The organism is Microbacterium oleivorans, assembly GCF_001644225.1.
GTDB lineage: Bacteria > Actinomycetota > Actinomycetes > Actinomycetales > Microbacteriaceae > Microbacterium > Microbacterium gawkjiense.
Genome location: NZ_LSTV01000003.1, coordinates 122,837 through 138,000, shown reverse-complemented (window position 1 = coordinate 138,000; position 15,164 = coordinate 122,837). Strand labels below are relative to the sequence as shown.

11 protein-coding genes, 1 tRNA gene and 1 other RNA gene are annotated in these 15,164 nt (G+C 72.4%); 5 read left to right on the top strand and 8 right to left on the bottom strand.

What is annotated here, in order from left to right; all coding sequences use genetic code 11:
• Nucleotides 1–60: 60 nt before the first annotated feature.
• A complete protein-coding gene (locus AYL44_RS09400; protein ID WP_064003035.1) occupies nucleotides 61–1,170 on the top strand; it encodes an FAD-dependent oxidoreductase in 1,110 nt (369 codons plus the stop codon).
• A 2-nt stretch (nucleotides 1,171–1,172) separates the two neighbouring features.
• Here AYL44_RS09400 and AYL44_RS09395 read toward each other — a convergent pair whose 3' ends face one another.
• The 5 genes from AYL44_RS09395 to ffs all read right to left on the bottom strand — a co-directional run bounded on the left by AYL44_RS09395 (nucleotide 1,173) and on the right by ffs (nucleotide 8,095).
• A complete protein-coding gene (locus tag AYL44_RS09395) occupies nucleotides 1,173–3,791 on the bottom strand; it encodes a glycoside hydrolase family 65 protein (RefSeq protein ID WP_064003034.1) in 2,619 nt (872 codons plus the stop codon).
• A gap of 46 nt (nucleotides 3,792–3,837) precedes the next feature.
• Nucleotides 3,838–4,560, bottom strand: a complete 723-nt coding sequence (locus AYL44_RS09390) for an HAD family hydrolase (protein ID WP_064003242.1) — start codon at nucleotides 4,558–4,560, stop codon at nucleotides 3,838–3,840.
• Nucleotides 4,561–4,591: 31 nt separating this feature from the next.
• On the bottom strand, nucleotides 4,592–5,815 hold the full coding sequence (locus tag AYL44_RS09385; protein ID WP_064003033.1) for an acetate kinase: 1,224 nt from the start codon (nucleotides 5,813–5,815) through the stop codon (nucleotides 4,592–4,594).
• Nucleotides 5,812–7,947: a phosphate acetyltransferase gene (gene pta / locus AYL44_RS09380; RefSeq protein WP_064003032.1), complete on the bottom strand. Its 2,136-nt coding sequence runs from the start codon at nucleotides 7,945–7,947 to the stop codon at nucleotides 5,812–5,814. Before pta ends, AYL44_RS09385 begins: the two co-directional genes overlap by 4 nt.
• A gap of 51 nt (nucleotides 7,948–7,998) precedes the next feature.
• Nucleotides 7,999–8,095, bottom strand: an RNA gene (ffs, locus tag AYL44_RS09375) — signal recognition particle sRNA small type.
• A gap of 91 nt (nucleotides 8,096–8,186) precedes the next feature.
• On the opposite strand from ffs, the gene AYL44_RS09370 reads away from it, so the two are divergent.
• From AYL44_RS09370 to AYL44_RS09360, 3 genes are all read left to right on the top strand, one after another.
• Nucleotides 8,187–9,218, top strand: a complete 1,032-nt coding sequence (locus tag AYL44_RS09370) for an AAA family ATPase (RefSeq protein WP_082886174.1) — start codon at nucleotides 8,187–8,189, stop codon at nucleotides 9,216–9,218.
• Between the two features lie 76 nt (nucleotides 9,219–9,294).
• The gene (locus AYL44_RS09365) at nucleotides 9,295–10,479 is read left to right on the top strand and encodes a DUF58 domain-containing protein (RefSeq protein WP_231872767.1); all 1,185 of its coding nucleotides are present in this window, start codon (nucleotides 9,295–9,297) and stop codon (nucleotides 10,477–10,479) included.
• Nucleotides 10,469–12,709, top strand: coding sequence for a transglutaminase TgpA family protein (locus AYL44_RS09360; RefSeq protein ID WP_064003030.1), 2,241 nt, complete (start codon nucleotides 10,469–10,471; stop codon nucleotides 12,707–12,709). Before AYL44_RS09365 ends, AYL44_RS09360 begins: the two co-directional genes overlap by 11 nt.
• 55 nt (nucleotides 12,710–12,764) lie before the next feature.
• On the opposite strand, the gene AYL44_RS09355 is transcribed toward AYL44_RS09360, so the two are convergent.
• From AYL44_RS09355 to AYL44_RS09345, 3 genes are all read right to left on the bottom strand, one after another.
• A tRNA-Ser gene (locus AYL44_RS09355) sits at nucleotides 12,765–12,856 on the bottom strand.
• Nucleotides 12,857–12,916: 60 nt separating this feature from the next.
• Nucleotides 12,917–13,693, bottom strand: a complete 777-nt coding sequence (locus AYL44_RS09350; protein WP_064003029.1) for an isocitrate lyase/PEP mutase family protein — start codon at nucleotides 13,691–13,693, stop codon at nucleotides 12,917–12,919.
• Between the two features lie 73 nt (nucleotides 13,694–13,766).
• The gene (locus tag AYL44_RS09345) at nucleotides 13,767–14,213 is read right to left on the bottom strand and encodes an SRPBCC family protein (RefSeq protein WP_064003028.1); all 447 of its coding nucleotides are present in this window, start codon (nucleotides 14,211–14,213) and stop codon (nucleotides 13,767–13,769) included.
• Between the two features lie 148 nt (nucleotides 14,214–14,361).
• Here AYL44_RS09345 and AYL44_RS09340 point away from each other — a divergent pair, with 148 nt between their 5' ends.
• Nucleotides 14,362–15,162, top strand: coding sequence for a hypothetical protein (locus AYL44_RS09340; RefSeq protein WP_064003027.1), 801 nt, complete (start codon nucleotides 14,362–14,364; stop codon nucleotides 15,160–15,162).
• The last annotated feature ends 2 nt before the right edge of the window (nucleotides 15,163–15,164 follow it).

Genomic DNA, 15,164 nt, shown 5'->3' with positions numbered 1-15,164 from the left:
ACGGGCGCGTCGCGCGGAGGCGGCGGGAACAGCGCCACCGACCGCGACGTTGCAGCGCACATGTCCCCCACCCCCGTCGACGTCCTCGTGATCGGCGCGGGCCAGGCGGGGCTGAGCGCGGCGTACCATCTGCGCCGCCGCGGGTTCGTCCCGGTCGAGGCGGACCACCCCGACGACGCCCCCACCTTCGTCGTCCTCGACGCCGAGGCCTCCCCGGGCGGGGCGTGGCAGCACCGCTGGCCGAGCTTGCGGATGGGCACCGTCAACGGCATCCACGAACTGCCCGGCTACGCCGTGCCCCCGGCCGATCCGCGGGCCCCCAGCCGCGAGGTGCTCCCGGCGTACTTCGCCGCGTACGAGTCCCGGTTCGAGCTCGCCGTCCGCCGCCCCGTGCGGGTGCGCGCCGTCCGCCGGGCGGACGACGATCCGCGCGGGCGCCTCAACGTCGAGGCGGAGGAGACCGACGGCATCCGCTCCTGGGGGGCCCGGTACGTCATCAACGCGACCGGCACCTGGCGCCGACCCTTCTGGCCCACCTTTCCGGGGCAGGCGTCGTTCGCGGGACGGCAGCTGCACGTGCACGACTACCGCTCAGCCGAGGAGTTCCGCGGTCGACGCGTCGTCATCGTGGGCGCCGGGGTCTCGGCGATCCAGTTGCTCGACGAGATCTCCGCCGTCACGGACACGTTCTGGGTCTCGCGCACCGAACCGCAGTGGGATGCCGTCGCGTTCGACACCGCGGCGCGCATCCAGGCGATCGCCGGTGTCGAGGAGCGCGTACGGCAGGGGCTGCCGCCGGGGAGCGTCGTCTCGGTCACCGGCGCGCACTGGTCGCCGTGGGCGCAGGCGGCGAAGGACCGGGGCGCCCTGGTGTGGCATCCGATGTTCCGCGCGATCGAGCCGGACGGGGTGCGGATGCCGGACGGCACCCTCGAGCGCGCGGACGTCATCCTGTGGGCGACCGGCTTCCGCGCCGACATCGCCCATCTCGCGCCGCTGGGCCTGCGCACCCCCGCCGGCGGCGTGCGCGTGCGGGACACCCGCGCGATCGACGAGCCGCGGCTGTTCCTCATCGGCTACGGGCCGTCGCAGTCGACGATCGGCGCGAACCGTGCCGGTCGCGACGCCGTCCGCGCGATCGTCCGCGAGCGCGCCGCCGCGACGGTCTGAACTCAGACCGTCGCGGTGACATCGCCCGCGTCGACCGCGGGGAACTGCCGCGTGCGGGTGTCGGGCTCGGGCGCCGCCTGCTCCCCGGCATCCGTCGGCTGCTCCTCGGCGGTCACGATCGGGATCGTGCCCGTGTGCACCGGGACCGAGGTCGCGGCCGTCGCGTCAGGGACGGATGCCGACAGCAGCGTGCCGTCCTCGCGCAGTTGCTCGCCGATCTGGCGGAGGGTGGGGCGTCCCGGGATCACCGGGCCCTGGCCGTCGAGATGCACGGTCACCGTCTCGCCGCCGGCGACCGTGTACCCGGCGCCGCGGACCGTGAACGACACGGCGTCGCCGTCGTCGGCGGTGACCGTCATCTCGTCGCGGCGGACCATGATCCGCAGGCGCGTGCCGTGCCAGTGGAGCGTGTACGACAGCGACGGCCAGTCGGCGGGCAGGCGCGGGTCGAAGCTGAGCGCCCCGCGGTGGTCGCGCATGCCGCCGAACCCGGCGACGAGCGCCGTCCAGACGCCGCCGGCGGAGGCGACGTGGACGCCGTCGGACGCGTTGCTGTGCAGGTCGCCGAGGTCGACGAACGCCGACTCGCGGAAGTACTCCAGCGCGAGGTCCTGGTACCCGACCTCGGCGGCGAGGATCGCCTGCACGACCGCCGAGAGCGTGGAGTCGCCCGTCGTCAGCGCGTCGTAGTACTCGAAGTCGGCGAGCTTCTCGGCCGGGGTGAACTGGTTGCCCTGCAGGAACAGGGCGAGCACGACGTCGGCCTGCTTGAGGACCTGGTACCGGTAGATCACCAGCGGGTGGAAGTGCAGCAGCAGCGGGCGCTGCTCGGCGGGGGTGTTCTCGAGGTCCCACACCTCGCGCTCGAGGAAGACGGCGTCCTGGGGGTGGATGCCGAGGGCCTCGCTGTACGGGATGTGCATCGCCTCACCGGCGCTCTGCCACGCGACCGGCTCGGCCTCGTCGAGATCGAGACGGTCGACCATCGCGCGGTAGGCCTCGGGCTGGTCGACGGCCATCTCGCGCACGACGCGCGCGGCGTAGCGCAGGTTGTACCGCGCCATGACGTTCGTGAACAGGTTGTCGTTGACGACCGTCGTGTACTCGTCGGGACCGGTCACCCCGTGGATGTGGAAGCTCTCGGGCTCGCCCGTCTCGGTGAACCGCCAGAAACCGAGGGTCGCCCACAGCCGCGCCGTCTCGACGAGGATGTCGACGCCCTCGCGGTGCAGGAAGTCGGTGTCCCCCGTCGCGCGGACGTACTTGCCGAGCGCGAAGGCGACGTCGGCGTTGATGTGGTACTGCGCGGTGCCGGCGGCGTAGTAGGCCGAGGCCTCCTCGCCGTTGATCGTGCGCCACGGGAACAGCGCGCCCGCCTCGTTCAACTGCCCCGCGCGCTTCCGGGCCGCGGGGAGCATGAGGTACCGCATCCGCAGCGCGTTCCGCGCCCACAGCGGCGTCGTGTACGCGAGGAACGGCAGGACGTAGACCTCGGTGTCCCAGAAGTAGTGGCCGCTGTAGCCCGAGCCGGTCACACCCTTCGCGGGCACGCCGAGCGAGTCGGCGCGCGCGGCCGCCTGGGCGAGCTGGTACAGGCACCACCGGGTCGCCTGCTGCAGGTCGTCGTGCCCCTCGATGAGCACGTCGGACCGCTCCCAGAACGCCTGCACCCAGGCTTCCTGCCGCTCGAACAGCCGCTCGATGCCCTCGTGCTCGACCCGGTCGAGCGTGCGGCGGGCGCGCTCGACGAGCTCGCGCGCGGGGACGCCGCGGGAGGTGTGATACGCGACGGCCTTCGTGATCGTCACCGGCACACCCTGCTTCGCCTGCACCCGGAAGACGTTCTTGGCGACGTCGGGCTCGACGAGCGAGCGCGACGAGTACTCGTTCTCGGTCTCGACGAGGTGGTCGGCGACGACGGCGACCGTCATGCCGGAGTCGGTGACCTTGTACGACAGCGCGGCTCGGGTGCCGTCCTGCCAGTAATCCTCGGGCTGCAGCACCCGGTTCGCGAAACCGTCGGCCTTGCGGGGGTCGAACCCGGCCTCGGCCTGCTTGCCGAGCCCCGGGCCGCCGTACACGTCCTGGCCGTCCTGCCGGTTGATCATCTGGCAGCTGATCGTGACCGGGGCATCCGCGTTCAGCACCGTGACCGAGATGCGCATGACGGCGACGTGGCGCTCCTCGAACGAGACCATGCGCTCGTAGTCGATGACGACGTCCTTGCCGCTCGGGGTCATCCACCGGATGTGGCGGGTCAGTACCCCCCGGCGCATGTCGAGGGCGCGCTCGTATTCGCGCAGGTCCGCGATGTCGAGCGAGAGCGGCTCGTCGTCGACGTAGACGCGCATGACCTTGCTGTCGGGCGCGTTGATGATCGTCTGCCCGACCTCGGCGAAGCCGAAGGCGCGCTCGGCGTGCCGGATCGGGAACACCTCGTGGAAGCCGTTCAGGAACGTGCCGTGCTCGTGCGCGTGGCGCCCCTCGGGGTGGTTGCCCCGCAGGCCCAGGTAGCCGTTGCCCTCGGCGAACAGCGTCTCGGTGACGCCGACGTCGTCGAGCGAGAACGAGGTCTCGACGAGACGCCACGGGTCCACGGGAAAACGATGACGATCGATCATGCGGGGGTCCTTCTTCGGGTGTCAGGACGACAGGGGATGCCGCGGGTCAGGCGAAGACGGCGAGGTCGTCCACGACGACGTGCGCCCCGGCGTCACGCAGCGCCTGGGCTCCGGCGCCGCGGTCCACACCCACCACGAGACCGTACCCGGCGGAGGCGGCCGATCGCACGCCCGAATGCGCGTCCTCGACGGCGGCGCTGCGCGCGGGGTCCACCCCGAGCATCTCGGCGGCGCGCGCGAAGACGTCGGGCGCGGGCTTGGAGGCGAGGCGCTCGGACTCGGCCACGACGCCGTCCATGATGACCGGGAAGCGGTCGATGATGCCGGCGACCGTCAGGACCTCGCGGGCGTTCTTCGAGCTCGAGACGACGGCGAGGGGGACGCCGGCGGCCTGCAGCTTCTCGACGAGGGCGAGCGAGCCCGGGTACGGCGCGATGCCGTCGGCGCGCAGCACGCGCTCGAAGACGACGTTCTTGCGGTTGCCGATCCCGCAGATCGTGTCGACCGAGGGGTCGTCGGACGGGTCGCCCCACGGCACCTCGACGTCGCGCGAGCGCAGCAGGCTCGCGACGCCGTCGTACCGCTTCTTGCCGTCGAGGTGCTCGAAGTAGTCGCTCTCGCGGTAGGCGGGCTCGACGCCCCACGAGGCGAACAGCTCCGTGAACATGCTCTGCCAGGCGTGCATGTGGACCTCGGCCGTGGGGGTCAGCACACCGTCGAGGTCGAAGAGGACCCCGTCGAAACGGGTGAGGTCGGGAAGCTCAGCCATCGTCACCGGACCAGCGTAACGGCCGCGCGCGTCAGGCCGTCGCGACGGCGTGGGCCTGGCGCGCGATCTCGAGCTCCTCGTCGGTGGGCACGACGAGGACCGTCACGGGAGAGTCGTCGGTGGAGATGACGCGGATGCCGCGCTCGCCCGACGTGTTGCGCTCGGCATCCAGGTGGACACCGGCGAAGCCGAGGGTCTCGAGGGCCGCGGCGCGCACGACGGCGGAGTTCTCGCCCACGCCCGCCGTGAACGAGATGACGTCGACGCCGCCGAGCTGCGCGAGGTAGGCGCCGAGGTAGGCGCGGAGCCGGTGGATGTAGACGTCGAAGGCGAGCTGCGCGTCGTCATCCCCCTCCCGTCGGCGGGTGTCGATGTCGCGCATGTCGGACGCGCCGGCGAGCCCCAGGAGGCCGCTGCGCTTGTTGAGGAAGGCGTCGAGCTCGCCGGGGCCCATGTCCTCACGCCGGGCGAGCACCCCGAGCACCGACGGGTCGATGTCCCCGGAGCGCGTGCCCATGACGAGCCCCTCGAGCGGCGTGAGTCCCATCGAGGTGTCGACCGACTCGCCGCCGCGGATGGCCGTCGCCGACGCCCCGTTGCCGAGGTGCAGCACGATCTGCGAGAGCTCGCCGAGCGGCCGCCCGAGGAAGGCCGCAGCCGCTTCGCTCACGAACTTGTGGCTCGTGCCGTGGAAGCCGTACTTGCGGATGCGGTGCTTCTGCGCCGTCTCGCGGTCGATCGCGTAGGTGTACGCCGCGGCCGGCATCGTCTGGTGGAAGGCCGTGTCGAACACCGCGACGTGGGGGACGTCGGCGAAGGCTGCGCGCGCCGCGCGGATGCCCTGCAGCGCCCCCGGGTTGTGCAGCGGCGCGAGGGCCGACAGCTCGTCGATGTTGATCTCGACGAGGGGGGTGATGAGGGTCGGCTCGAAGAAGCGGGCGCCGCCCTGGACGACGCGGTGGCCGACGGCGACCGGGCGCGCGTCCTCGAGCGAGGGACCCTGGGCCGCGAAGGCCTCGAGCATGACGGCGAACCCGGCGGTGTGGTCGGGGATCGCGCGCTCGATGCGCGAGGTGGCCTTCGTCGCGGTGACCGCGGTGCCCTCCCCGCCGAGGAAGACCGTGTGGGTCGCGATACCCGACTCCTCGCCGATCCGCTCCACCAGGCCGGAGGCGAGGGGACGCTCGGTGGCGACGTCGACGAGCTGGTACTTGAACGAGGACGAGCCGCTGTTGATGACGAGGACGGGGGTCATGCGCGGGCCTCCGGGGACGCGGCATCCGCGTTCTGCGCCTGGATCGCGGTGATCGCGATCGTGTTGACGATGTCCTCGACGAGGGCACCGCGGGAGAGGTCGTTGATGGGTTTGTTCAGTCCCTGCAGGACCGGACCCATCGCCACCGCGCCGGCCGAGCGCTGCACGGCCTTGTAGGTGTTGTTGCCCGTGTTGAGGTCGGGGAAGACGAAGACGGTCGCCCGACCGGCGACATCGGACCCGGGCATCTTCGTCGCCGCGACGGCCGCATCGGTGGCGGCGTCGTACTGGATCGGGCCCTCGACGAGGAGCTCCGGAGCACGCTCGCGCACGAGAGCGGTCGCCTCGCGCACCTTCTCGACGTCGGCACCCGACCCGGACTCGCCGGTCGAGTACGAGAGCATGGCGACGCGCGGCGAGATGCCGAACTGCTCCGCCGTGGCCGCGGACGAGACGGCGATGTCGGCGAGCTGGGCCGCCGTCGGGTCGGGGATGACCGCGCAGTCGCCGTAGACGAGCACGCGGTCGGCGAGCGCCATGAGGAACACGCTCGAGACGACGTCGACGCCGGGTTTGGTCTTGATGATCTCGAACGCCGGACGAATGGTGTGCGCCGTCGTGTGCGCCGCGCCCGACACCATGCCGTCGGCGAGCCCGAGGTGCACCATGAGCGTGCCGAAGTAGGAGACGTCGGTGACCGTGTCGGCGGCCTGCCGGAACGTGACGCCCTTGTGCGCGCGGAGTCGCTCGTACTCGCGGGCGAACTTGTCGACGTGGACGGCGTCGAAGGGGCTCAGCACCTCGGCGGCGCGGATGTCGAGACCCAGCTCGAGGGCACGCGCGTGCACCTCGATGGGCTCGCCGAGGATCGTGATGTCGGCGATCCCGCGCGCGAGCGCAGTGGCAGCCGCGCGCAGGATGCGGTCGTCGCCGCCCTCGGGCAGCACGATGCGGCGACGCTCGCGCCGGGCGCGTTCGATCAGCCCGTACTGGAACATGAGGGGCGTGACCACCTGCGAGCTCGCGAGGCCGATGCGTCGGAGGAGGTCGTCGGTGTCGACGTGCTGCTCGAACAGCGCCAGTGCCGTGTCGTACCGGCGCTGCGAGTGCGCGGCCAGCCGGCCGCGGGCACTCATGATGCCGCGCACGGTCTCGTACGTGCCCTGATCGGTCGCGAGGATCGGGAGGTTCGAGTCGAGGCCGTCGATGAGGCGCTCGACGTGCTCGGGGAGCTCGAACGGGCCGTAGAGGACGATGCCCGACAGCGAGGGGAACGTCCCCGACGCGTTGGCCAGGAGCGCCGCCAGCAGCACCTCGGTGCGATCGGCGGCGACCGCGAGGATCGCGGCCTCCTCGAGCCGCGGCAGGACGTTGTTGAGCGACATCCCCGCGACGACGACGTGGAGCACCTCGCGGTCGAGCAGCGCCTCGTCGCCCTTCACGAGCGTCGCGCCGAGCGAACGGGCGACGTCGCCGACAGACGGGGCCACGAGGTAGGCGTCCTCGGGGATCGCCCAGACCCCGATGTCGCCCGCCGCGGCGGGGACGGCGCGGACGGCCGCGACGATGTCGTCGAGGTGCGCGGGGTCGGCGCGGTTGACCACGACGGCGAAGATGCCCGCGCGCTCGTGGGTGATCTCGGACAGCGCGAGGGTCGCGAGGTTGCCGACCTGGGCGGGTGTCAGCCCACCGGCATCCGTCTGCCGCTCGCCGTCGGCGGCCTGCCCCGACAGCACCACGAGGACGGGCGCCCCCAGGTTGGCCGCGATGCGGGCGTTGTAGCCCAGCTCGGCGGGACTGCCGACGTCGGTGTAGTCGCTGCCGACGATGACGACCGCGTCGCACTGGGCCTCGACCGCCTTGTACCGCTCGACGATGCGGCCCAGGGCCGCCTCGGGGTCGGCGCGGACCTCGTCGTAGGTGGCCCCGATGCACTCGTCGTAACCGAGGTCGACGCCGTCGTGGTCGAGGAGCATCTCGAGCACGTAGTCGCGCTCCTCGGTCGAGCGCGCGATCGCGCGGAACACCCCGACGCGGGGCGACCGGCGGCTGAGGGTGTCGAGCACGCCGAGGGCGATCGTCGACTTCCCGGAGTGACCTTCCGCGGAGGTGATGTAGATGCTCTGAGCCACGCTCCCAGCCTAGGGTCGCGGCCGATGGGCGGGCTGGGAGGCGCCGGGCAAAAGAAAGACTCTCCGCGAACCCGGCAGAGCCTGGTTACCCTTGCTACGTTTCCGTCCTGGGGGAGTTGGCCTGGATGCCGTCTCGCGGAGAGCTGCTGCAAGTCTACCCGACGTCGGGCGCCCGCCCGTGACGGGCGGGTTAGCATCGGGTCGGGCGCGCTGATGCGCCGACCGCGTGAGGGGGACGGATGACCGACGACCAGACGACGATGACGGCGCCGGGGGGCGCCCCCACGTCACGGGCAGCGGCCGGAGTGGATGCCGCGGTGTTCGCCGAGACCACCGATGCCCTCATCTCCTCGGTGTCGCAGGTCATCGACGGCAAGCCGGACGCCGTCCGCGCCGCGCTCGTGTGCCTGCTCGCCGAGGGGCACCTCCTCATCGAGGACGTCCCGGGCGTCGGCAAGACGATGCTCGCCCGCGCGCTCGGCGCGTCCATCCGGGCGACCGTGCGCCGCATCCAGTTCACGCCCGACCTGCTGCCGAGCGACGTCACCGGCGTGAGCGTCTACGACCAGTCGGAGGGTCGGTTCGAGTTCAAACCGGGGGCGATCTTCGCGCACGTCGTCATCGCCGACGAGATCAACCGCTCGTCGCCCAAGACGCAGTCGGCACTGCTGGAGGCGATGGAGGAGCGTCAGGTCACGGTGGACGGCACGAGCCGCAGCCTGCCCGACCCCTTCCTCGTCGTCGCGACGCAGAACCCGATGGAGATGGAGGGCACCTACGCCCTGCCCGAAGCGCAGCGCGACCGCTTCATGATGCGCATCTCGATGGGCTATCCGGATGCCGCGAACGAGGCGCTCATGCTCCGCCAGCGCGACACCGCCAACCCGCTCGACGCGATCCGTCCCGTCATCTCGGCCGAACGCGTCGCCGCCCTCATCGCGTGGGCGCGCTCGGTGCACGTCTCCCCCGCCGTCGAGGAGTACGCCGTCGCGCTCTCACGGGCGACGCGCGAGCACAGCGACCTGCGGCTGGGGGCGAGCCCGCGCGCGACGCTGCAGCTCGTCCGCGCCGCGAAGGTGTGGGCGGCGCTCGAGGGCCGTGAGTACGTGATCCCCGACGACCTCGTGACGCTGCTCGAACCCGTCTTCGCCCACCGCCTCATCGCCGCCCGCGGCGGTGCGATGGCGCGCGGCCGGGGCGGCGCCGACCTCGTGTCGTCGGTGCTCGACTCGGTGGTGCGTTCGGTGCGCGTCCCCGTCGCCGCGCGCTGAGCGGTCCGACGACATGACGCGATGGCCCCTGACCCCTCGGGGCACAGGAGCGGTCCTGGTCGGACTCGCTTCGTTCGTGTGCGCCCAGATCTTCTCCGTGCCGGCGCTCGTCTTCTTCGGCGTGCTGCTGCTGGCGGCGGTGGGCGTCTCGTTCGCGTCGCTGTGGCTGGGACACCGCGACGACGGCGTGCGCCGCTCGTTCGCGCCCGCCGTGGCGAGCGTCGGGGGCGATGTCGACGTCCGCGCCCACGTCGAGGCGCGCACCGTCCTCCCGACGGCGGTGGGCACGTGGCAGGACCGACTGCCCCGCGGCGTCGACGGCGAACCGAGCGGCGTCTACCCCGCGCTGCGGTCGGGTCTCGTCTCGGGCGGGCACAGCGTCGACATCTCGTACCGGGTGCAGGCCCGACGCCGCGGCGTGCGCCCCATCGGCCCCCTCGTGGTCGAGACGACCGATGCGTTCGGTCTGAGCCGGCGGCGTCAGCAGCTCGGCGGCACCGTCCCTCTGACCATCGCGCCCGCCGTCCTTCCGCTCGAGGCTTTCGAGGAACTCCCGGGAGCCGCCGGGGGCACGATGCAATCCGTCACCGACAAGCTCGGGCAGGGCGCCGACAACCTCATCCCGCGCGTGTACGCGCCCGGTGACTCGATGCGCCGCATCCACTGGCGCGCCAGCGCGCACCGCGGTGAGCTCATGGTGCGTCAGGAGGAGCGCGAGTCGAACCCGGAGGCCGTGATCGTCTTCGACCGGAGTGTGACGCGGTGGAGCGGCGACGCCCTGCGCTCCCCCGGCGAGGACGCGGGCTTCGAGGCGGCCGTCTCGATCGTGGTCTCGGCGGCGCACCGCTTCGTGCAGGAGGGGTACAGCGTGACGATCGTCGACGTGGACGGCTCGGAGATCGCCGAGCCGCTCGAGGGCGGCGACACGACGGCGCTCGAGGCGCTCACGACGGGCTTCGCCACGCTCACCGCGCGACGGGACGGGAACCTCCGCACCCTCTCGACGCTGTTCGCCGGGACGACCCTCGGTCCCGTGGTCGTCGCGACCGGCGAGATCGACGCGGAGGATGCCGCGGCCCTCCTCCCGATCGTCACCCACAGCAGCCTCCCGGTGCTGTTCGCGCTCGGCGGGTCCGCCGAGGCGATGCGGATCGCCCGCGACGGCGGCTGGCGCGTGCACCGGCTCGAACCCGAGGACGAGATCGACACCCTGTGGTCGGGCATGGCGGGCTACACCGAAGGCCGCGGTCATGTCGACTGACCGGATCGAGGCGGAACGGCCCCGCCACGACGGTCCGTCGACGGTCGCCCTGCTCCTGGCGATCGTCGCGGCGCTCATCCCGCTGTTCTCGGTGATCGCCGGCGGTGCGTGGGCGGCGCTCGCCTTCGTGCTGTCGGCCCTCCTCCTCGGCGCCGGCTACCTCCTGCGGCGCCTCCGGCTCGTGGCCGGCGTCGTGACCCTCGCCCTCCTGGCGCTGTGGACGGCGATCATGACGGCGGTGTTCTTCTCCGACGTCGCGTGGCTGCTCGTCATCCCCTCCGGTGAGGCGTTCGCGCGGGTGCCGCGGCTGCTCGAGATCGCGAGCTCCGACATCGCCGTCGGCGTCGCGCCCCTCGAGGCCTCGGCGTCGCTGACGTTCCTCATCGTCGGTGCCGTCGGAGTGCTGACCATCGCGCTCGACCACGTCGTCCTGACGGCACGGATGCCGCTCCTCGGCGGTGTCGCGCTGATCGCCGTCTGGCTCATCCCGACGATCGCCGTCCCCCGCGCGGTCGACCTGTGGGCGTTCGCGCTCCTCGCCCTCGCGCTCCTGTGGCTCATGCGCACCGAGACGCGCGCGCGGCACCGCGCGCTGCAGCCCGCGGCGCCCCGGGGTGGTGTCGGCGGCGTGGCTGCCGTGATCGCGGCATCCGCTGTCGTCATCGCCGTCATCGTCGCGCCCGTCCTGCCGACGGCCGTCGCCCCCGCGGGCGGGTTCGGCGGCGGCACGAGGATCGACGCGAGCCTCAACCTCGGCGACGATCTGCGGCGCCCGGCCGAGGTCCCCGTCGTGCGCCAGTGGAGTGCGAGCGGCGGGCCCTCGTACCTGCGGGTCGCCACCCTCACCGAGCTCGAGGGCGGGTCGTGGCGTCCCGACCGCGCCCGCACCGTGCCCGTCGAGGAGTGGGAGCCCGACGACTCCGCCGCGGAGGGCATCGAGATCGTGGAATCGTCGCGGACCGTCGAGGTGCTCGACCTGTCCTCGGCGCAGCTTCCCGTCCCGGCCGATGCGGTGTCGTTCGAGGGCCTGAGCGGCACCTGGCGCATCGCGGCGGAGAACGGCACGGTCGTCTCCCCCTCCTCGGCGGCGCGCGGTCAGCGTTTCGACGTCGTGACCCGCAGCCCCGCGCCCACGATCGAGCAGGCCCGCGCCGCCCAGGCGCGCGGCGGCCCCGACGACGCGCGGGGACTCCCGGCCGAGACGCCCGACGACATCGGCGCCCTCGCCGCCGAGGTGACCGCCGACGCCGGCACCGACTACGACCGGCTGCTGGCGCTGCAGTCCTGGTTCCGCGGACCGGAGTTCGACTACTCGCTCGAGGCGCCCGTCGAGGACGGGTTCGACGGACCGGGTGTCGAGGCCGTCTCGCGGTTCCTGCAGGTGCGATCGGGCTACTGCGTGCACTTCGCCTCGGCGTTCGCCCTCATGGCCCGGTCGCTCGACATGCCCTCGCGGGTCGTCGTGGGGTTCCTCCCGGGCCTCGCCACGGGCGACGTCGTCGACGACGAACGGGTCTACCAGGCGACGACGGCGCAGCTGCACGCCTGGCCGGAGGTCTTCTTCGAGGGCATCGGCTGGGTTGGGTTCGAGCCCACGAAGAGCCTCGGCACCGCGCAGCGGTTCGCCTCCGACGACGACGGCTCGAACGAGCCCGAACCCGAGCCGACCGCGAGCTCGACGCCGCAGCCGACCTCGAGTGCGTCGGCGGCACCACGGCCCGAGGACGACCCCACCGCCGGCACCACGCCCACCTCGACCGCCTCGGTCACGCAAGCACTCCCCGTCGTCGGCATCGTCGCGGCGGTCCTCGTCGTGCTGGCCCTGCCGGCCCTCGTGAGCGCCACGGTCACCCGTCGCCGCGCCGCGCAGGCCCGGGGCGGCAGCGCGCTGGCGGCCTGGCGTCTCGTGCAGGACGCCGCGATCGATCTCGGCATCCCGGTGCCCGACTCCGAGTCGCCCCGCGCGTTCGGCTACCGCCTGCGTCGTCACCACGGCGCCCCCGCCGACGCCGTCGAGCGACTCGTCGACGCGGTCGAACGCGCCAGCTACGCCCCGCCGGGATCGTTCGGCGACGAGGGCGCGGCGATGGCGACGGATGCCGCCGCCGTCCGCGCCGGGCTGTACTCGGCCGTCGCGGCGCCGCGGCGCCGGATCGCGCGCCTCCTGCCGCGATCGCTGGTCATCCGCCCGGGGTCGACGTTCGCCGAGGAGACACCGGTGCGCCGCTGAGCCGCCCCGGCGGGAACGCCGAAGCCCCGCACCACTCGGGTGCGGGGCTTCGTTGTGGCGGAAGCGACAGGATTTGAACCTGCGAGACGAGTTACCCCGCCTACATGGATTCCAGCCATGCTCCTTCGGCCGCTCGGACACGCTTCCAACGGGAGAGCCTACCACGCGGGGTTCGTCCGGCCCGCGCGCGGGGCGCGGCATCCGTCGTCAGTTCAGGGCGCGGGTGCTCTCGGGGATCACCCCGTCGCGGTAGAGATCGGCCGCGACGTCCTGGAACGCGGTCAGCGCGACGCGCTGGGTCAGGGGGCCGTAGGAGATGCGGGCGACGCCGAGCTTCTCGTACTCGCCGGCGGTGAGGGCGCCGGGCAGCCCGATGACGCTGATCCGGCCGATGCCCTCCACGAGGCGAGAGGTGGTCTCGGCGTCGAGGACCCCCGGCACGAAGACGACGTCGGCGCCGGCGTCGAGGTAGGCGCGTCCGCGCGCGATCGCGTCGGCGATCGACTCCTCGACGGGGCGGCCGCCGCCGCGGACGAACGCATCGGTGCGGGCGTTCAGGGCGAAGGGCACGCCCTCCGCCTCGGCGGCGGCGACGACGGCCGCGACGCGCGCGACCGACTCGTCGAACGGGCGCAGCCGGTCCTCCATGTTGGCGCCCACGATGCCCACCCCGATGGCCCGGCGGGTGGTGTCGCCGGTGTCGGCGTAGCCGTCGTCGAGGTCGGCGGTGACGGGGATGTCGCCGGCGACGGCGACGATGCGCCCCACCATGTCGAGGGTGGTCTCCAGCGGGATCGTGCCGTCGTCGTAGCCGAAGGATGCCGCGATCGAATGCCCCGCCGTCGCGATCGCGCGGGTGTCCGGGAGGGCGAGGACGGCCTTGGCCGAGACGACGTCCCACACGTTGACGACACGGAGGATCTCGGGGGCGGCGTGGAGTTCGCGAAGGCGGCGAGCGCGGCCTTCGATGGAGATGGTGGTCATGCCTCCACCGTGCCACGGCGGCCCGGTGGAATGCACCACCGGGCCGCCGCGAGCGGAAGGACGGGCCGTCCGCTCACCCCACGTCGCCTCGCCAGGCACCGGTCTCAGCGCCGCGGGATTCGATGAACTCTTTGAACTTCTGCAGATCCTTCTTGACCGCGTGGTCGTCGATGCCGATGGCGGCGCCGACGGTCTCGACGAAGCCCTCGGGCTTCCAGTCGAGCTGCACTGTGACGCGCGTCTCGGTGTCGCTCAGCCGGTGGAAGGTGACGACGCCGGCGTGATCCTCGTCGACGCTCTTCCACGCGACACGCTCGTCGGGATGCTGCTCGGTGATGTGCGCGGTGAACTCGCGCTCCACTCCGCCAATCTTCACCTTCCAGCGGTTCGTCGTGTCGTCGATCTGCGTGATCGACTCGACGTAGCTCAGGAAGTGCGGGAAGGACTCGAACTGGGTCCACTGGTTGTACGCGGTGGACACCGGCACACTGACATCGACGGTCTCGATGATGCTGGCCACGGTTTTCCTCTCGTCGTGATCGTGCCGCCCATCGTGCTCCCGATGCGTTCGTCCTCTCCAGGGGCTTGCACGAGCGACGGAGGAACGGATAGAAGCGGCGATAGGCTCGTCCGCGACTGCCGACCCGTCCCCTGCAAGGAGCCGCATCGTGCGCACCCGCGCCCTGCCCCTGCTCGCCGCGACCGCCGTGCTCGCCCTCGCGGGGTGCTCCGCCGCCGAGACCCCGGCCCCGAGCGCGTCTCCGACCGCGTCGGCATCCGCATCTGCGGCACCGCCCACCTCCGCGTCCCCCACCCCCGACGCGACGGCCGGCGCGCCCGTCGTCGAGACGCCCGTCGAGTGCGAGACGCTCGACCTCGCCTCCGGGACGGTCGCCGGGTCGGACCTCGGCCCGTGCCTGCAGGCGGTCCTCGTGCGCTACGACACCGGCACGCTCACCATCTCCGGCGACGAGCTCGCCGGAGAGATCTCGTACCACTACGACCCGATGTTCGAGTTCCGTGGCGACCTCGAGACCGGCGGTGGGCCGGTGGCCATCAGCTTCGTCGACGGCGACATGCTCATCGACGAGGGCGACGGGCCCGTCGTCGCCGATCCCGACTCCGCCGATCCCACCGAGCAGGCAGCCGGAGCCGCGGCGGAGGCCTACCGCGTGTTCTCGGACCCGGGTTTCATCGGCGACCTCATCGGCGGCGGCGACACCTGGTCGGTCTCGGCTGCGCCCGAGCCGGTCGAGACGCTCGACGGGTCCGTGGAGGCCTACCGCCTGGAGAGCACGGCGGCGTACGACTGGTACGGCATCCCGATCGACGCCTACACGCTGTGGCTGACGGAGGACTTCCGTCCCGTCGCGGCGGAGTCGACCACCGGATTCCTCGGGCGGACGGCGACGCTGACGCAGCAGCTGTCGGGCCTCGGCGAGCCGGTCACGATCTCGCCGCTGAGCTGAGT